Origin of the sequence: Mesorhizobium sp. WSM4935, assembly GCF_029625735.1 — a bacterium.
Classification (GTDB): domain Bacteria; phylum Pseudomonadota; class Alphaproteobacteria; order Rhizobiales; family Rhizobiaceae; genus Mesorhizobium.
The window spans coordinates 1-17,298 of record NZ_JARTVR010000007.1 but is presented as its reverse complement, the minus strand read 5'-3'; the positions used below and the strand labels follow the sequence as shown (position 1 = coordinate 17,298).

General features: G+C 63.9%; 15 protein-coding genes and 1 pseudogene. 9 read left to right on the top strand and 7 right to left on the bottom strand.

Translation table 11 applies throughout. The features are described from left to right. The first annotated feature begins 120 nt into the window (after positions 1-120). Positions 121-1,056 (top strand): hypothetical protein, encoded by a 936-nt coding sequence (locus P9273_RS17495; protein WP_278050034.1) that lies wholly within the window; start codon positions 121-123, stop codon positions 1,054-1,056. An 18-nt stretch (positions 1,057-1,074) separates the two neighbouring features. On the opposite strand, the gene P9273_RS17490 is transcribed toward P9273_RS17495, so the two are convergent. Then, positions 1,075-2,631, bottom strand: coding sequence for a serine hydrolase (locus P9273_RS17490; protein ID WP_278050033.1), 1,557 nt, complete (start codon positions 2,629-2,631; stop codon positions 1,075-1,077). 247 nt (positions 2,632-2,878) lie between these two features. On the opposite strand from P9273_RS17490, the pseudogene P9273_RS17485 reads away from it, so the two are divergent. Both P9273_RS17485 and P9273_RS17480 read left to right on the top strand, forming a co-directional pair. After that, positions 2,879-4,536: pseudogene (locus P9273_RS17485) on the top strand (acyl-CoA synthetase). Between the two features lie 92 nt (positions 4,537-4,628). After that, positions 4,629-5,522: a hypothetical protein gene (locus P9273_RS17480; RefSeq protein WP_278050032.1), complete on the top strand. Its 894-nt coding sequence runs from the start codon at positions 4,629-4,631 to the stop codon at positions 5,520-5,522. A 37-nt stretch (positions 5,523-5,559) separates the two neighbouring features. Here P9273_RS17480 and P9273_RS17475 read toward each other — a convergent pair whose 3' ends face one another. The 5 genes from P9273_RS17475 to P9273_RS17455 form a co-directional block, all read right to left on the bottom strand. After that, a complete protein-coding gene (locus tag P9273_RS17475; protein WP_278050031.1) occupies positions 5,560-6,984 on the bottom strand; it encodes a hypothetical protein in 1,425 nt (474 codons plus the stop codon). Between the two features lie 431 nt (positions 6,985-7,415). Then, positions 7,416-7,925, bottom strand: coding sequence for an Hsp20/alpha crystallin family protein (locus P9273_RS17470; RefSeq protein WP_278050030.1), 510 nt, complete (start codon positions 7,923-7,925; stop codon positions 7,416-7,418). A gap of 95 nt (positions 7,926-8,020) precedes the next feature. Further along, entirely contained in the window at positions 8,021-8,494 is a 474-nt protein-coding gene (locus tag P9273_RS17465) for an Hsp20 family protein (RefSeq protein WP_278050029.1), read from the bottom strand. A gap of 215 nt (positions 8,495-8,709) precedes the next feature. Then, entirely contained in the window at positions 8,710-8,988 is a 279-nt protein-coding gene (locus tag P9273_RS17460) for an usg protein (RefSeq protein ID WP_041001717.1), read from the bottom strand. 12 nt (positions 8,989-9,000) lie between these two features. Continuing rightward, on the bottom strand, positions 9,001-9,348 hold the full coding sequence (locus P9273_RS17455; protein WP_278050028.1) for a hypothetical protein: 348 nt from the start codon (positions 9,346-9,348) through the stop codon (positions 9,001-9,003). A gap of 333 nt (positions 9,349-9,681) precedes the next feature. Here P9273_RS17455 and groES point away from each other — a divergent pair, with 333 nt between their 5' ends. The 6 genes from groES to P9273_RS17425 all read left to right on the top strand — a co-directional run bounded on the left by groES (position 9,682) and on the right by P9273_RS17425 (position 15,489). Next, positions 9,682-9,996 (top strand): co-chaperone GroES, encoded by a 315-nt coding sequence (groES, locus tag P9273_RS17450; protein ID WP_041001719.1) that lies wholly within the window; start codon positions 9,682-9,684, stop codon positions 9,994-9,996. Between the two features lie 58 nt (positions 9,997-10,054). Continuing rightward, positions 10,055-11,683, top strand: a complete 1,629-nt coding sequence (gene groL / locus P9273_RS17445; protein WP_278050027.1) for a chaperonin GroEL — start codon at positions 10,055-10,057, stop codon at positions 11,681-11,683. A 67-nt stretch (positions 11,684-11,750) separates the two neighbouring features. Continuing rightward, the gene (locus P9273_RS17440) at positions 11,751-11,966 is read left to right on the top strand and encodes a hypothetical protein (protein ID WP_041001723.1); all 216 of its coding nucleotides are present in this window, start codon (positions 11,751-11,753) and stop codon (positions 11,964-11,966) included. Between the two features lie 362 nt (positions 11,967-12,328). Beyond that, positions 12,329-12,736: a DUF982 domain-containing protein gene (locus tag P9273_RS17435; RefSeq protein WP_278050026.1), complete on the top strand. Its 408-nt coding sequence runs from the start codon at positions 12,329-12,331 to the stop codon at positions 12,734-12,736. A gap of 57 nt (positions 12,737-12,793) precedes the next feature. Further along, the gene (gene htpG / locus P9273_RS17430) at positions 12,794-14,689 is read left to right on the top strand and encodes a molecular chaperone HtpG (RefSeq protein ID WP_278050025.1); all 1,896 of its coding nucleotides are present in this window, start codon (positions 12,794-12,796) and stop codon (positions 14,687-14,689) included. Between the two features lie 119 nt (positions 14,690-14,808). Beyond that, entirely contained in the window at positions 14,809-15,489 is a 681-nt protein-coding gene (locus P9273_RS17425) for a type 1 glutamine amidotransferase (RefSeq protein WP_278050024.1), read from the top strand. Between the two features lie 10 nt (positions 15,490-15,499). On the opposite strand, the gene P9273_RS17420 is transcribed toward P9273_RS17425, so the two are convergent. Then, entirely contained in the window at positions 15,500-17,122 is a 1,623-nt protein-coding gene (locus P9273_RS17420) for an ABC-F family ATP-binding cassette domain-containing protein (RefSeq protein ID WP_278050023.1), read from the bottom strand. Positions 17,123-17,298: the final 176 nt, after the last annotated feature.

Genomic DNA, 17,298 nt, shown 5'->3' with positions numbered 1-17,298 from the left:
ATATCGGCCCAATGGACGGCGGGGTCAATGGCAAGCGACGTCGCGGCGTCCAGCATGCCCCATAGGTATTTGAGCGAAATACCGTTAGCCTGGGCTGTCCGGGGCGTCGGGGCGACAGAAATGGATTTCAGCGCAGGCCATGGCTATCTCCTCATCGGCGGTCTTATCCTTGTCGGGGCCGGGCTGCTGATCATTTCGCTGATCGTCAATCTGCGCGTGGCGCACAGCGTGCGTGACGACGTGCGCCACCGCGAAAAACTGCTGGAATATTACCGCAACATTTTCTCACAGCTGGGCGTGATCCTCATCGGCATTGGCGTTTCGCTGTTCATCTTCTTCTTCCAGCAGAACTACCAGGACCAGCGCAAGCGGGAGACCGAGCTGCAGCAGGTTCTCGCCAAGCTCGCCGCGCGCGTTGCCCGCGGCGCCCCCGTCATCGAAACGCTCGGCGAGTTCGACGAGGTGCTGGACCAGGGCGGCGCCTATATCGGCCCCGAACTCGGCGGAAACAACGCCGCCATCAGCGCCAAGGGAGCCGAACTCGGCAAGCAGGTCGAAAAGATCCTGCTGGTCGAGCGCGATGTCGACATTCGCGACTTCGATATCCTGAACCTGTCGCGCGACCTCGAAAACACCTTCGTCGTCAACGAGCTCGATCCAACGCTGTGGTTCAACATCGTGCGCGACGAGAACGAGATCAAATACGCCACGACGCAGCTCGGCCTCGACTACAAGGACCTGAACGACGCGATCGGCGACGAGCCGGTCGAGGCGGCGGTCGCCAAGCCCGACAAGGAACAGAAGATTAAGCACGAGGTGCTCGACATATTCTATGACGCCGATCTGCTGCGCCAACGCAGCAGGCGATTCCTCGCCCGCGCCTGCTGGCTGTTCAGCAAGGGCAAGAGCTTCGTCGGTGCGACACCGGTCGAGGCGATCGAGGCCGACGCCAAGTCACACCAGGAATGGCTCGACCGATCGAAGCCGGTGCTGACGCAGTCGAGATCGGGCAGCGGCGATTGCTTCAAGTTGCTCCAGCATGGCCGGGCGTCCTGACCAAAGGGGCCGACGTGGTTAGTCCCCAACCCGCTGCAGCGTGCCCAGATGATTGTCGTCGAGGAACCCGATGGTGATTGTCGATGCTTCGCCGTCCGGGCCGACGACAAAGCTTACTCCTGCCGGCCTGTCCGGGGTCTCGGCGTCGGGATAGGCCAGGAACAGATCACCGTCGAAATGTGTCAGCGAATAAGACCGCGCCCCGGCGGGCCCCACCTTGAGCAGCAGGCCGTCGCCCGCCCCCGATACGACCGCGTCACCGATGAAGTCGTTGGCGTAGCGGCCGGCATAGGCGCCAGCCGGCCGCGGCGGCGTCGGCGGAGACGGCGGCCGGGCATAGGCGGCCTTGGCCGCCTCGACCGTCGGGCCGAACAGCCCGACATAGATGCCGTTCCACGCCTCGATCCAATCCTTCTCGACTTTGCCGTCGAAGACGAGATCGGCGAAGCTGTCGGACAGTCCCTCGGGCACACCTGTCGGAAAAGCGTTGGCGAGAATAACGATGCCGAGCTTCTCCTTCGGAAAGATCGTCACCAGTGTGCGGGCGCCGACGCTGAAGGCACCGGCATGGCCCCAGCTCAGTCCGTGCCGGCCGAATTCGATGTTCCAGCCGAGGCCATAAAAGGATTCGCCGCCGGTGACCGGGTTCTTGCCGCGCGTCATCAGGGGCACGTGGGTCTGGGCCAGCGCATCGGCGGCAATCAGCGTCTTACCGGCATAGACGCCGTCGCCGAGCAGCAGGCGGACCCATTGCGCGAGATCGCGCGCGGTGGAGTTGACGCCGCCGGCGGGCGCCTGAGCGTCCGGATCGCGCTTGACCTTCGCGGCCCAGGCGTCGTCGACCCTGACGTGGAGCGCGGCACGATCGGCGTGCTTGAGGAAATCCGCATGGCGGGAGCTGGTCGAAGCCATTCCGAGCGGACGATAGAGCTTCTCCTCGGCGACTTCTTCCCAGGGCTTGCCTGTCGGCCTGGCGGCCGCGACGGCACCCTCGGTCAGTCCGAAATTGGAGTAGGAGTAGCCGGCGCGAAAGCTCGACGATGGCGGCACGAAGCGCAGGCGGTGGAGGATCGTGGCGCGATCGTAGCCTATGTCCTCGAGATCGTCCCCGGCGGTGCCCGGAAGTCCGCTGCGATGCGAGAACAGGTCGCGGATCGTGAGTTCACTCGTTGGATAGGGATCGGCAAGCCGGAAGGCCGGATCGAGGTCTGCGACCTTGGAATCCCAGGATACTGCTCCGTCGCTGACCAGCGCGGCCACGACCGTGGCCGAGACCGGCTTGGAGAGCGAAGCGATCTGGAACACCGTGTCGGCATCGACTGCCTCCGACTTTCCGACTTCGCGATGACCAAACCCCTTGAGGAAGACCACCTCGTCATTGTGCACGACGGCGATGGCGAGGCCGGGAACACCGCCATTGGCGACGACGTCTTGCGCCAGCGTTTCGAGCTTCGATAACGCAGCGGTGACCCGCTCGGGTGTGATGGGGTCGGCCGCCGCCACATGGGACCAAAGGGCGAGCCCGGCGGCCACAGCCCAAATTCTCAATTGACAGAGATTCCGATTAAGCCGCATGCGCGCCCTCCCCTCCCTGCACTCACCAGGCCATAGTACAGGCTGGCACCAGGCCATAGTACAGGCTGGCGCGCACGCGGCCAATCCTTGCACGGCCATCCTCCGCAGCTTCGGACGATTGGCAGGGAGGGAAACACTGGTGAGCCAGGGGCTCGACTTTCGCCGCAATCGACCCGCGCCCTCTTTTCGGGCAATCTCACCCAACGGCGATCATGGGGAGATGATCTGCCGTCGAGGGAGGATAGCCATGATCAAGACGCAGGCGCTGCCGCGCTATGAGGACGCCGTTCGGCGCTTCCGCATCGAGGACGAGATCGCGCGGCTGAATGGCGATCCGGCGACCGGCATCAACGCCTATGTCGAATGTTGCGGCCGCTATGCAGGCCAAAACCGGCTGGCGCTGCGTGCGATCTCGGCGGCCGGCGAACTGCGCGAATACTCCTTCGACGATCTGGCAGACATGTCCGGCCGCGTCGGCACGATGCTGAAGGCGCTTGGTGTCGGTCCCGGCGATGTCGTTGCCGGCATGCTGCCGCGCATTCCGGAATTGGTGGCGCTGATCCTCGGCACGTGGCGTGTCGGCGCGGTCTACCAGCCTCTGTTCACCGCCTTCGGGCCGAAGGCGATCGAGCATCGTCTCAGCTACAGCAAGGCGAAGCTGGTGGTGACCAACCCCGCCAATCGCGGCAAGCTCGACGAGGTGGACAACCATCCGCGCATCGCCACCATCCTAGACTCCGGTGACGTCCTGCGCGCCGGCGATGTCGATTTCCGCGCCGCCCTTGCCGCCGCCTCCCCCGACTGCGAACCAGTGATGCGCAAGGGGTCGGACCTGTTCATGATGATGTCGACCTCGGGCACGACCGGGCATCCGAAGGGCGTGCCGGTGCCGCTCAGCGCGCTGCTTGCCTTCGGCGCCTATATGCGCGACGCGATCGGGCTCACGCCCGACGACGTGTTCTGGAACATCGCCGATCCCGGCTGGGCCTACGGGCTCTACTACGCCATCACCGGGCCCTTGCAGCTCGGCATCGCCACCACCTTCTACGAAGGCGCCTTCAACGCCAAATCGACCTACGACATCATCGAGCGCCTCGGCGTCACCAGCCTTGCCGGCTCGCCGACGGCCTATCGCCTGCTGATGGCGGAAGGACCGGAGGCAGCCGCGCGCGTCAAAGGAAAGCTGCGCGTGGTGAGCAGCGCCGGCGAGCCGCTCAATCCGGAAGTGATCCGCTGGTTCGACGCCAACCTCGCCGCGCCCATCCACGACCATTACGGCCAGACCGAGAACGGCATGATGGTCAATAACCACCACGGACTTAGGCATCCTGTCCGCGCGGGTTCCGCCGGCTTCGCTATGCCGGGTTATCGCATGGTGGTGCTGGATGACGAAGGCAACGAGCTCGGCCCCAACCAGCCCGGCGTGCTCGCGGTCGACATCGCGAACTCGCCGCTGCGCTGGTTCGGCGGCTACCACGAGGCGGAGACGCCGGCGATCGCGGGCGGCTATTACCGCACCGGCGATACGGTGGAATATGAGCCGGACGGCTCCGTCTCCTTCATCGGCCGCCCGACGACGTCATCACCTCGGCCGGCTACCGCATCGGGCCGTTCGATGTCGAAAGTGCGCTGATCGAGCATCCGGCCGTCAACGAAGCGGCGGTGGTCGGCGTGCCCGATCCGCAGCGCACCGAGATCGTCAAGGCCTTCGTGGTGCTGGCGCCCGCCTTCAAGGGGAGCGAAGCACTGGCGGAGGAGCTCGCCCAGCATGTGAAGAAGCGGCTCTCAGCGCATTCCTATCCGCGCGAGGTCGAGTTCGTCAGCGAACTGCCGAAGACGCCGAGCGGCAAGATCCAGCGCTTCCTGCTGCGCAAGGCCGAGGTGGAGAAGCGGAAAGCGGAATAAAGATTTGCCTCCCTCGATTTCCGCCACGCAAAAGCCGCCAAGTCGGGCGATGGCTGCCAAGGGCATTTGATCGCTAACCTTGGGGTTGCAGCATGCGGTTGGTCTTTACGCTTCTCTTTGCACTGGCGGGCAGCATGGCACTCGCCGCCTCGCCGGAAGACGATTATATCGCCGCGCGCGACAAGGCGATCGCCGATATCACCGCGCAGGAAAGCGCCAATACGGCCATCGAAACCCTCGACGCGCAGAACGAGAAGGCGCTGGCCGATCTCCAGCAGCGTCTCGCCGCCATTCTCGGCCCGCTTTCGGTCAAGGGTTTTCCGGCGACCGGCACCAACAACATCGAAAGCCTCAACGCCTCCGACATCGGCTATGGCATGCTCGACGGGTTACGATATGCCCAGAGCGACGACGGCCCCAGCATCGTCGTCTCGACGCGCGGGCTGACCGGGCGCTGGCTCCAGTCCAAATCGGCCGAGACGGAAGCGGATTTCAAGCTGCCCACCGACATCGGCGCGGCGCTGAAGCTCGACGGTTTCTACACTCAGGCCATCGGCAGTGACGCCGCCTTCTCGGGCACGCTCGACTTTGCGCTGAAGAAGCCCGACGGCGCCGACATGGCGATCGCACGGCTCGGCGGCTGGACGCAGGATGTCGGGCCGATCTACGACCAGCATGTGGTGGTGCCGGTTGTGAAAGGCGACCGCGTGCTGATCGCCGAGGCGCCAGCCTCGCCTGCGGTGCCGAAGATCGCGGCCTGCGATTCGATCTGGGCAGCCGCCGACGCGGCAGCGCAGAAGGCCCAGCAGGCCGATCAGGGCTCGGATCAGGACGACCCGCAGGCTTCCGATCCGGCAAACGCCGCCTGGGAGAAGGGCGACGCCGACTACCGCGCCTGCATGGCCCAGCGCCTGCCCGGCGATCCTTCCTTCCCGGCGCTGCTCAAGGAGGCGCAGGACCTCGCCGACGGCATGGCGGGGAAATAGCCGGCCAGAGCGATCTCCGAAACTGCGCAGAAATTTCTCAGCTCCCGTTCGCCCGCATGTTGCGCCGGGGGACACGCCGCGGGGCGGGACGCACCGTTTCCGCGATGATCCCGTTGGCTTGAGGCGCGCCATCCTTGCGCGACCTTGCGTCGGTCACCCGATGCAGGCGCTCGTAGGGCAGCAATTCCCGGATGCGGGCATTGAGCGCTTCGACCTCGGCGCGCAGGTCCTCGCATTCCTGCTTCTGGATATCGAGCTGGATTTGCTCGGAAGCCTGTTGCAGCGAAAGCTGTGAGAGATTGGTGGTGACTACCGACAGGTTCTTCTTGTCGGCGTCGCTCTCGTCCTTGAGTACGGCGAGCCTTTCCTCCGCAATCTGGCGTTCGGTGGCAGCGTCGCTCAACTGCGCCTTGAGCCTGGTGATTTCGGCCGTGGCTTCGCCATTGTCGGTCGAGACCTGATCCAGACGCGACTGCAGTTCCTGGATCTCGGCACGCAAACCGCGCATTTCCGCCTGGCTGCGCGCCAATTCGGCGGCGCTGTCGCTTTCGGCTATCCGCGCCGCCTCGGCTGTTTCGGCAAGCTTGGCCTGCGTTGCCTCCAGCGCCTTCTGCAGCCGTGTCTCTTCCTTTTCGTGGTTGCCGAGTTGAGCCATCAGCTCGGCGATATGGGCGGTTTCGCTGGCGTGGGTTGCCGCGAACTCGTCGAATTTGTGCCGGGCTTCCGCCTCGCGCTTTTGCGCCTGCTCCAGATCGACCGCGAGGCCGACCTGCTTTTCACGCAGCAGCTTGTTCTCGGCGCCGCGCCTGTCGACTTCGACGGTCTTGGCGGTCAGGACCTTGACGATCTCGCCGAACTCCTTCTCGCGCCTGGCGTTCTCATTGCTCATCTCCACCAGCTCCAGGCGCACGGCCGCCAGCGCGGAGCGCAACTGCTCCCGGTCTTGAACGAGGCTCGCCTCGCGCTGCTGCCAGGCCTCGGCCGCGCCGTCGCGCTCACGCTGCTTGCGGGCGGCGTCGAGCAATTGTTCCGAGAGCGCCTTGTGCTCGGTGGTGAGCGCGACGTTTGCCAGCTCCAGCTCGTTGGAACGCAACACGTCGCGATGGAAGACATTGAGGATTTCGCGCGTCATATGATGCGCGGTGGCGATCTCCGCCAGTTTCGCCTCGATCTCCTGCAGATGCCCCTGCCCGTCGCGGAAAAGCCCGGCAACCGCCTCCAAGGCGGCGAGCCGCGTCTGGGTATGTGGCGTCAGCCGCGATGGAGCTGCCTCGGGCTGAGCTTCGGGCGGCGGATTCTCATCGCTTGCCACCAGCTCCTGGCCGGCAACGGTATCGTCCTCCGACGGCGGCCGTTCGTCATCTTTAAGAACGTCCTCGAATGCTTCCGCCAGATCCGATTGGAGTTCCTGAAACTCCTTGTCGACGTCCTCGGCCCGCTTGATCAGAGACTTGAAATTCATCACGGCACATCCCTTACGCTCGACGACACACCCTTTTTACGCTCGCCCCCGGGCGTACTTAACGAATTGCTAATTTATCTCTTTACCTGCCGTCCGGGAAGCCTGTGCAAAGGAAACCGAAATTAAGGTCATCGCCGGTCCCAATCTTATGCGGATCCGCTGTCAGGTGATCTCCCGTCCGTTCCTAACATACGTTAATCTTGTCTCTGGATGGATGCTCAGAGCCCGGGTCGAAAAAGGCAAAGACAGCGAGCTGCTTGTCATCATTCACATGACCGATGCGAAGACTTCTGGACGGAAAAGAGAAGCCCCGTCGCATAAATTTCTGTCCCAGGCCGCGCCTGATGGATCGGGTGCGCTGCGCGACGATCCGGTTCTCATCGAGGATTGCGACGCGGGAGGCGCATCGACCGACCTCCCGCGTCGATGCATCAGCTCTTGATGTCGATGCGCTTGACCTGCGACTGGGCCTTTTCGCTCTTCGGCAGGGTGACGGTCAGGACGCCGTTCCTGAAGCGCGCCTCCACCTCGTCTTCCTTGACCTCGTAGCCGACCGGGATGCGGCGTTCGAAGCGGCCATAATAACGTTCGGAGAACTGCCTATCCTTGTCATCCGTCTCGGAGCGTTTCTCGCCTCGCAGCGTCAGTACGCCGTCGTCGAGCAAAACCTCGATGTCTTTCTGCTCGAGGCCCGGCACCTCGGCCATCACCTTGATCTCCTTCTCGCTGTTGGAGATCTCGACGCTCGGCCAACCAGCGCCGACGGCGGAAACACCGCCAAAGGACGGTAACCGGCTGTCGAAGCCGCGGAAAACATCGTCAAACAGGCGGTTCACCTCACGATGCAGCGACAGGAACGGATCGCGCTCGCCGTCGCGGAACAAGCTTGGAACCTGGTTGCCGCTGCTCCGGCCCCAGGGAATCAGATCACGGACGCTCATGGTTTCCTCCTTTCTGTTCACCGGCTTGCAAAAGCTTCCTGCCGCGCCGGGCGATGTGCCCGGCGCGTTGCGCGGATGCGCTGACAGGCGGCTCCTCAGGCGGCCTGCTTCTCGCCTTCGATCTTCTTCGTTGCGCCTTTGGGCGCCTTGTCGGCTGCGATCTCGATCCGGCGCGGTTTCATCTCTTCGGGAATCTCACGCTTCAGATCGATCGTTAGCAGGCCATTCACCAAGCTGGCACCGACGACTTTGACGTGGTCGGCAAGCTCGAAGCGGCGCTGGAATGCGCGACCGGCGATGCCGCGATGCAGGTACTCACCCTTATCCTCGCCGGCTTTCTGGCCTGAGACCATGAGCATGTTCTGCTCCTGGGTGATGGCCAGTTCGTCCTGCGCGAAGCCTGCCACCGCCATGGTGATGCGGTAGTCGTCTTCCGCGGTCTTGGCGATATCGTAGGGTGGCCAATTGTCGACGGTGTCGATCCGGCTCGCCGTTTCGAGGGCGTTCAGCATTCGATCGAAACCGATGCTCGACCGGAACAGGGGACTGAAGTCAAACGTGGTTCTCATAGCTACATCCTCCATTGAGCAACATAGATACGAGGGGCGCCAAGGAAGCGGCGCCCCTTGACCTTGCCGGTCTCTCAAGCACCGGCGAAATCGATCTGGGAATTCAGGGCCGGGACGTCAAGGCCCAGCCCGAAGCCGCTTTCAACGTCGTGAAAAAGTCTTCGCCTGCATGCGGAAGAGCGGCCGCACGACGAGCGCCTTGGCGGAGCCGATCTTCAATGGATCGCGATGATCCCGTCGACAGCCCGCCATTCCGATGGCCTGATGAGCCGATGATGGGCGACGCGGACAGAATGCAAGGCGCCTGCCAGCTCGCGCTCCCAAAATCCCAGAAAACCCCTCAGCGTGGGGAAATCCGGGGCGAGATCATAGTCCTGCCACACGTAGAGCTGGAGCAGGCTGGGATGGTCCGGCAGATGGTAGTGGATCTCGGCAGTGGTCAAGCCATAGCCATTCATCTGCAAGCGGAATTCCGTGCTGACCGTGCTCGCCATCGCCTTCGGCCCTCACGCGCTCAGCCGGTCGACCAGTTGCCGGTGGTCGTCATCGGCAGGGCCGGTCGGCGGCGGAGCGAGCGCATCCAGCCGGCGCAGCGCATCCATGATCTCGTCGAAGGAGACCGGCCGTTCGGCCCCTGGCGGCTGGCGCAGCGCCGGCATCGATTCCACGGCGCAGGCGTCGGATGCCCAGGACGAAAGGATCGCCCGCTTTTCCCAGATGTCGAGCGAGCTGTCCTCCAGCACATCCCGCGGGTGCTGGAAATGGCTGGCCGGGGACAGCAGCCGATCGAGCGAAAGGTCTGATATTTCGGGAGCTAGGGAAGGAATGATCGGCGAAAGTGTCTGTCGGTCCATTTCTGTCCTCCGTCTCCAAAAACTCCTTGCTGTTTCAGCGTTCAATTTCTCGGCAGACCTGGCGCTGCCGGGCGCCGATAATTTTGTTCAGCTCAATCGCGAATTCAAGCCTCTCCTTTATCGGCACGATCGAATTTACCGCATGTTTTCAGCGCGCTAGCACTCCAGGGTCGAGAGTGCCAAAAATTTTGCGACACCCCCTTGAAAGTAGAAGAAGGCAAAATTAGCTCGACATGCGCGCGACGCCGAAAGGGTCGCGCGAGCCCCGCTCCGGTCCTGCCGGTCCGGAGCGGAGGAACCTCTCGCAATCTGTTTGTCCTGAAGGAGAACGATATGACGTTCCGTCCATTGCATGACCGTGTACTCGTCCGCCGTATCGAGGCCGAAGAGAAGACGGCCGGCGGCATCATCATCCCTGACACTGCCAAGGAAAAGCCGCAGGAAGGCGAAGTCATCGCCGTAGGCCCGGGCGGTCGCGACGAGAGCGGCAAGCTCGTGCCCCTCGACGTGAAGGTCGGCGACCGCATCCTGTTCGGCAAGTGGTCCGGAACCGAAATCAAGCTCAACGGTGAGGACCTGCTCATTATGAAGGAAAGCGACGTGATGGGCGTAATCGAGCAGACCGCGACGCTGAAGAAAGCCGCCTGACGGGGCCGGGTCGAACCGCAATCAGTCAATGAAAACTGCCTAAGCAAGGAGTGATCCAATGGCTGCCAAGGAAGTGAAGTTCCATTCCGACGCCCGTGACCGCATGCTGCGCGGCGTCAACATCCTGGCCGACGCGGTAAAGGTGACGCTCGGTCCGAAGGGCCGCAACGTCGTGATCGACAAGTCGTTCGGCGCCCCGCGCATCACCAAGGACGGCGTCACCGTCGCCAAGGAGATCGAGCTCGAGGACAAGTTCGAGAACATGGGCGCCCAGATGGTGCGCGAGGTCGCCTCGAAGACCAGCGACATCGCCGGCGACGGCACGACCACCGCGACCGTTCTGGCTCAGGCGATAGTCAAGGAAGGCGCCAAGGCCGTCGCGTCGGGCATGAATCCTATGGACCTGAAACGCGGCATCGATAAAGCCGTCGAGGCTATTGTTCAGGAGTTGAAGACCAACGCCCGCAAAGTGACCAGAAATGACGAGATCGCCCAGGTCGGCACGATCTCGGCCAATGGCGATGCCGAGATCGGCCGCTTCCTGGCCGAGGCGATGCAGAAGGTCGGCAACGAAGGCGTCATCACCGTCGAGGAGGCCAAGACGGCCGACACCGAGCTGGAAGTCGTCGAAGGCATGCAGTTCGACCGCGGCTACCTCTCACCCTACTTCATCACCAATCAGGACAAGATGCGCGTCGAGCTCGAAGAGCCCTATGTGCTGATCCACGAGAAGAAGCTCAGCAATCTCCAGGCCCTGCTGCCGGTGCTGGAGGCTGTGGTCCAGTCCGGGAAGCCGCTACTGATCATCGCCGAGGATGTCGAGGGCGAAGCTCTTGCGACGCTCGTCGTCAACAAGCTGCGCGGCGGGCTGAAAGTCGCCGCCGTCAAGGCTCCGGGCTTCGGCGACCGGCGCAAGGCCATGCTGGAGGACATCGCCATCCTCACCGGCGGCACCGCCATCAGCGAGGATCTCGGCATCAAGCTGGAGAACGTCACGCTGGAGATGCTGGGCCGCGCCAAGAAGGTGGTGGTCGAGAAGGAGAACACCACGATCGTCGGCGGCGCCGGCAAGAAGGAGGAGATCCAGGGTCGCGTTACGCAGATCAAGGCTCAGATCGAGGAAACCACCTCGGACTACGACCGCGAGAAGCTGCAGGAGCGGCTCGCCAAGCTCGCCGGCGGCGTGGCAGTGATCCGCGTCGGCGGCTCGACCGAGGTCGAGGTCAAGGAGCGAAAGGACCGCGTCGACGACGCCATGCATGCGACCCGGGCCGCGGTCGAGGAAGGCATACTGCCCGGCGGCGGGGTGGCTCTGCTCAGGGCTGCCAAGGCGCTTGATGCGCTGACCGTCGACAACCCTGACCAGAGATATGGCGTCGACATTGTGCGACGCGCCATCGAGGCGCCGGCCCGCCAAATTGCGGAGAATAGCGGGGCGGAAGGCTCGATCATCGTCGGCAAGCTGCGCGAGAAGACCGACTTCGCCTATGGCTGGAACGCCCAGACCGGTGAATATGGCGACCTCTACAAGCAGGGTGTGATCGACCCCGCCAAGGTCGTGCGCACCGCGCTGCAGGACGCGGCTTCGGTCGCCGGTCTGCTCGTCACCACCGAGGCGATGGTGGCCGAGAAACCGAAGAAGGAGGCCGCTGCCGCCATGCCGGCCGGCGCCGGCATGGACTTCTAAGACGCTGACCAAAGCCCGCTCCCGGCTACGGGAGCGGGCGCTTCACCAGGTACAATGGGAGGCCCTGATGGATATGATAAGCGGCAATGGCTCGATTCCGGCGCCGACGCATCCGGCAAGCGAATTCCTCGCTTATGAAGCCGAATGCCGAAGCGCGCTGAAGCCGCTGCTGGCAGGCTTGCTCGACACGGCCGAATCCGCCGGATGGAATCGGCGGACCGTCGCCTCGACGCTGATGTTCCTCGCCGCACAGCAGGTGTCGGCCACCGAAACATCCGCGTGAAACTGAACGAGATCGACCCCGCCCCTGGCGGGCGGGGTCCATCAACTGCATCGAGATGGGATGAGACGCTTGCACGGGGAACACGATTGCCATGATTGCGGGACGTTTGCGGGAATGCCTGAGAACCTTGCGATGGGATGCCGCCGATCTTGCGCAGGAGCTTGACTGTTCCAGGACGGATGCGGCGCGCTGGATCGAGGGGCGCGCGCCGGTCCCGCTGGCGGTCGCCGCCTGGATCGAAGCCCTGACCAAGGCGCATGGCGCGCTGCCCCCGCCGCGCCTGAACCAGCAAAGTTCAGCGACGCACATAACGTTGGCCGGGCCGGTGGTTGTGCACGCCTTCCCCGGCATAAGCCAGCCGCATGGCATTGTCCTGCAACCGCCCTACCGGCGCCGACATGCGCTGGCCGGGACGGCCGGCGTTCGCCCCGGAATCAGGGGCATGCATCCAACAGGAGCTTCAGACCATGACCCACGACCGCTTTGAAGAACCTGTCACCGTGCTCGTCGGCATGGGTTTGCCGGCGCGGATCGAGACCGTGGCGGAAGCCCATGCCCTTCTGCAAGATTGGCCGGCTGTGAGCAGGAGCAGCGCGCATGCGATCGCGCTCAACGCCTGCAAGGCCGGCATTGCCGGCGAGATCGACCCGGAAACGGTACGGGCAACCCTTGTTGCCTTCGCCCGCCGCCACGATATTCTGGCGCCGGACATGGTTTCGATGGCGCCCGCAGCGCTGGCAGGGCGGGCCTCCACAAGCAACAATGGCTGACGATCGAACCCCGCACGTGCTGGCGCGGCGGACAAATAACCAACCCGGGAATTTTGAATGACGACTGACACCAAGACGACGGAAACCAGGACTTTCGAGGCGGATGTCTCGCGGCTGCTGCACATGATGGTGCATTCGGTCTATTCGGACCGCGACGTCTTCCTGCGCGAGCTGATATCCAACGCGGCGGACGCCTGCGAGAAGCTGCGCTTCGAGGCGGTAAGCCGGCCCGAGCTTTTGGGCGAGGATCCGAAGCCGCGCATCATCATCGCCGCCGACCCGGACAATAAGCAGCTTTCCGTCGAGGACAACGGCATCGGCATGAGCCGCGGCGAGATGGCGGAGGCGCTGGGGACGATCGCGCGCTCCGGCACGCGCGCCTTCATGGAGCGCGTCGAGTCCGGCAAGGCGGCGGAGGACACACAGCTCATCGGCCAGTTCGGCGTCGGCTTCTATTCTGCCTTCATGGTCGCGGATCGGGTCGACGTCATCAGCCGCCAGGCCGGCAGCGACCAGGCCTTCCGCTGGTCGTCCGATGGCAAGGGCACCTATGAGATCGCACCGGCGCCACTTGAGGCGGCGCCCAAGCGCGGCACGCGCGTCGTGTTGCATCTGATGGAGGATGCTTCCTCCTACACCACGCCCTACCGGCTCGAAGGTCTGGCGAAGTCGCAGTCGGGTCATGTGCCGGTGCCGATCACGCTTATCGAGAAACCCGGCGCCGAGCCGCGCGACATCGCCGACGGCATGGCGCTTTGGGTGCGGCAGAAGAGCGAGATCAAGCCGGAGGAATATACCGACTTTTACCGCAGCATCGCCGGCCAGTATGACGAGCCGGCCTCGATCATCCATTTCCGCGCCGAGGGCCGGCAGGAATACAGCGTGCTCGCTTTCGTGCCCGGATCGCGGCCGTTCGATCTCTTCGACCAGGACCGCAAGGGCCGCATCAAGCTCTATGTGCGGCGCGTCTTCATCACCGACGACGCCGATCTCCTGCCGCGCTACTTGCGCTTCGTGCGCGGCTTGGTCGATTCCGCCGACCTGCCGCTCAACGTGTCGCGCGAGATGATCCAGGAAAGCCCGCTGCTTGCCTCGATCCGCAAGGGCGTGACCAACCGCGTTCTCGGCGACCTCGCCAAAACAGCCGAAAACGATTCCGAAACCTACGCAAAAATCTGGGAGAATTTCGGCGTCGTCCTCAAGGAAGGTCTCTATGAGGATTACGAGCGGCGCGAGCAGTTGCTGAAGCTTGCCCGTTTCCGTTCGACGGCTTCGGGCGAAGGCTGGCGCAGCCTTGCCGAGTATGTCGGAGCAATGAAGGAGGGCCAGAAAGCTATCTTCTTCATGGCCGGCGACGACCGTGCCCGGTTGGAGGCCTCGCCGCAGCTCGAAGGGTTTCGCGCACGCGGCATCGAGGTGCTCTTGCTCACCGATCCGGTCGACAGTTTCTGGGTGACGATGGCGCCGGAATTCGACGGCAAGCCGTTCAAGTCGGTGACGCAGGGCGCGGCAGAGCTTGCCGACATTCCGCTGCCCGACGATGCGGCGAAGCCGGGCACCGAAACGTCATCGGACATCGCGACGTTCCTGGCTTTCGTGAAGACGACGCTCGGCGAGGAGGTATCGGACGTGAAGGCCTCCGACCGGCTGACGGAAAGCGCCGTCTGCCTTGTCGCGCCGGAGCATGGCCCGGACCGCCAGTTCGAGCGTCTGCTCAACGCCGCCGGCCGGCTCGACAAGGCGGCCAAGCCGATCCTCGAGATCAACCCGCGCCATGAGCGCGTCGCGGCGCTGGCAAAGCTCGGCGAGGACGAAAAGGCGTTCAAGGAAGATGCCGCGCATCTGCTTTACGACGAAGCGCGCGTGCTCGACGGCGACAAGCCGGCGGACGCCAAGGCTTTCTCGGCGCGCCTCGCACGGCTGATCGATCGCGGCCTGGCGACGAAGGGGTAAGCACGCCGGCAGCGCGCTTGTACAGCCTGTCAGCGTCCAGTCGGAACTGGGCGCTGGCACATTCCCGACAGCCTGCTAAGCTTATCGAGTATTCTGCGGAATGAGCGGCGGGAGCCTCGATGAAGCGCATTGTTCTGGTCAGGCACTCGGAAGAGCCTGGCGACGATCATGTCCAGACGACCCTTGAAGCGAACGGCCATGCGGTCACGACCGCGATGCCGTTCAAGGGCGAGACGATCGATCTCGAAAATGTCGACGGCGCGGTGATCTATGGCGGCCCGTTCAACGTCTTCGACACCGAGAAGCACCCATTCCTCGATCACGAAGCGGCGCTGATCGAGCATTGCCTTGACAACGATTTGCCGCTGCTCGGCATCTGCCAGGGCGCGCAGCAGATCGCCTGGCATCTTGGCGCCGATGTCGGCCCGGTGGAGAGCGGCATCAGAGAGTTCGGCTATTTCGAGATCACGCCGACGGCCGAGGCGGGCGATTTCCTCGATCGGCCCCTTTTCCTGCCGCAGAACCATTTTCATACCTTCGACCTTCCGGCCGGCGCGGTGCATCTCGCCTCGAGCGAGATCTTTCCCAACCAGGCGTTCCGGATCGGCGACAACACCTACGCGCTGCAATTCCACGCCGAGCAGGGTCCGGCCGGCTTCCGGCGATGGCAGGAGCGCCAAGGCGCGCCTTATGGAACCCTCGGCGCGCAGGACCGGGACGAACAGGACCGGCTGATGGAAGCCCACCACGCAGCGCAGCATGCCTGGTTCAGCGGCTTCGTAACCAAGCTGTTCGGCTGAGAAGCGGTCGCTATCCCCTTAGCCCCGGCGCTTCCTGGCCGGTGCGGGCGACATATTCGGTGTAGCCGCCGCCATAGGTGTGGATGCCATCGGGCGTCAGTTCCAGCACGCGGTTCGACAGCGCCGCCAGGAAGTGGCGGTCGTGCGAGACGAAGAGCATGGTGCCTTCGTACTGCGACAGCGCCTCGATCAGCATCTGCTTGGTGGTGATGTCGAGGTGGTTGGTCGGTTCGTCGAGCACCAGCAGGTTAGGCGGGTCGAACAGCATCAGCGCCATCACCAGCCGCGCCTTCTCACCGCCGGAAAGCACGCGGCACTTCTTTTCGATCTCGTCGCCGGAGAAGCCGAAGCAACCGGCAAGCGCGCGCAGCGGCGCCTGGCCGGCCTGCGGAAAATTATCCTCCAGCGTCTGGAAGACGGTGCGCTCACCATCGAGCAACTCCATGGCGTGCTGGGCGAAATAGCCCATCTTGACGCTCGGACCGCGCGCGACCGTGCCTTCGTCCGGCTCGGAAGCCCCGGCGACCAGCTTCAGAAGCGTCGACTTGCCGGCGCCGTTGACGCCCATCACGCACCAGCGTTCGCGGCGGCGGATCTGGAAGTCGAGGCCTGAATAGATGGTGCGGCTGCCATAGGCCTTGTGGATGCCCTTCAGCGTCGCCACGTCCTCGCCGCAGCGCGGCGCCGGCTGGAACTCGAAGGCCACCGTCTGGCGGCGCTTCGGCGGCTCGACGCGGTCGATCTTGTCGAGCTTCTTCACCCGGCTCTGCACCTGGGCCGCATGCGAAGCGCGCGCCTTGAAACGCTCGATGAAGGCGATCTCCTTGGCCAGCATCGCCTGCTGGCGCTCGAACTGCGCCTGCAATTGCTTGTCGGCCAGCGCACGCTGCTCCTGGTAGAATTCGTAATTGCCGGAATAGGACGTCAGCGCACCGGCGTCGATCTCGATGATTTTCGACACGATGCGGTTCATGAACTCGCGGTCGTGCGAGGTCATCAGCAACGCGCCGTCATAGTCCTTCAGGAACTTCTCCAGCCAGATCAGGCTTTCGAGGTCGAGATGGTTCGACGGCTCGTCGAGCAGCATGACGTCGGGCCGCATCAACAGGATGCGGGCGAGCGCCACGCGCATCTTCCAGCCGCCGGAGAGTTTTGAAACGTCGCCGTCCATCATCTCCTGGCTGAAGCCGAGGCCGTCCAGCACCTCGCGCGCGCGGCCGTCCAGCGCATAGCCGTCGAGCTCCTCGAAACGGTGCTGCAACTCGCCGTAGCGCTCGATGATCTGATCCATCTCGCCGGCGCGCTCGGGATCGCCCATGGCGTGCTCTAGCTCGCGCATCTCCGCGGCCACCGCGCTGACCGGCCCCGCCCCTTCCATGACCTCGGCGACGGCGCTCATGCCGCCCATGTCGCCGACATCCTGGCTGAAATAGCCGATGGTCACGCCGCGATCGATCGAGACCTGTCCCTCGTCGGGCTGCTCCTGACCGATGATCATGCGGAACAAGGTCGTCTTGCCGGCGCCGTTCGGGCCGACGAGCCCGACCTTCTCGCCCTTCTGCAAGGCGGCCGAGGCTTCGATGAAGACGATCTGTCGGCCGTTCTGCTTGCCGATATTTTCGAGACGGATCATGGGCTCGTAGGGAGTAGGGAGTAGGGAGTAGGGAGTAGGGCCAATAAGCGAATGCACCGAATAAGTGAACCCCTCATCGCTGCATGGCCTCGACGTAACCCTACTGCCTACTGCCTACTGCCTACTGCCTACTGCCTACTGCCTACTGCCTACTGCCTACTGCCTACTGCCTACTG

What these genes read in the sequence shown, in the direction of transcription:
- P9273_RS17495 (WP_278050034.1), top strand. Translation starts at nt 121, where the DNA reads ATGGATTTCAGCGCAGGCCATGGCTATCTCCTCATCGGCGGTCTTATC.
- P9273_RS17490 (WP_278050033.1), bottom strand. Translation starts at nt 2,631, where the DNA reads ATGCGGCTTAATCGGAATCTCTGTCAATTGAGAATTTGGGCTGTGGCC.
- P9273_RS17480 (WP_278050032.1), top strand. Translation starts at nt 4,629, where the DNA reads ATGCGGTTGGTCTTTACGCTTCTCTTTGCACTGGCGGGCAGCATGGCA.
- P9273_RS17475 (WP_278050031.1), bottom strand. Translation starts at nt 6,984, where the DNA reads ATGAATTTCAAGTCTCTGATCAAGCGGGCCGAGGACGTCGACAAGGAG.
- P9273_RS17470 (WP_278050030.1), bottom strand. Translation starts at nt 7,925, where the DNA reads ATGAGCGTCCGTGATCTGATTCCCTGGGGCCGGAGCAGCGGCAACCAG.
- P9273_RS17465 (WP_278050029.1), bottom strand. Translation starts at nt 8,494, where the DNA reads ATGAGAACCACGTTTGACTTCAGTCCCCTGTTCCGGTCGAGCATCGGT.
- P9273_RS17460 (WP_041001717.1), bottom strand. Translation starts at nt 8,988, where the DNA reads ATGGCGAGCACGGTCAGCACGGAATTCCGCTTGCAGATGAATGGCTAT.
- P9273_RS17455 (WP_278050028.1), bottom strand. Translation starts at nt 9,348, where the DNA reads ATGGACCGACAGACACTTTCGCCGATCATTCCTTCCCTAGCTCCCGAA.
- groES (WP_041001719.1), top strand. Translation starts at nt 9,682, where the DNA reads ATGACGTTCCGTCCATTGCATGACCGTGTACTCGTCCGCCGTATCGAG.
- groL (WP_278050027.1), top strand. Translation starts at nt 10,055, where the DNA reads ATGGCTGCCAAGGAAGTGAAGTTCCATTCCGACGCCCGTGACCGCATG.
- P9273_RS17440 (WP_041001723.1), top strand. Translation starts at nt 11,751, where the DNA reads ATGGATATGATAAGCGGCAATGGCTCGATTCCGGCGCCGACGCATCCG.
- P9273_RS17435 (WP_278050026.1), top strand. Translation starts at nt 12,329, where the DNA reads ATGGCATTGTCCTGCAACCGCCCTACCGGCGCCGACATGCGCTGGCCG.
- htpG (WP_278050025.1), top strand. Translation starts at nt 12,794, where the DNA reads ATGACGACTGACACCAAGACGACGGAAACCAGGACTTTCGAGGCGGAT.
- P9273_RS17425 (WP_278050024.1), top strand. Translation starts at nt 14,809, where the DNA reads ATGAAGCGCATTGTTCTGGTCAGGCACTCGGAAGAGCCTGGCGACGAT.
- P9273_RS17420 (WP_278050023.1), bottom strand. Translation starts at nt 17,122, where the DNA reads ATGATCCGTCTCGAAAATATCGGCAAGCAGAACGGCCGACAGATCGTC.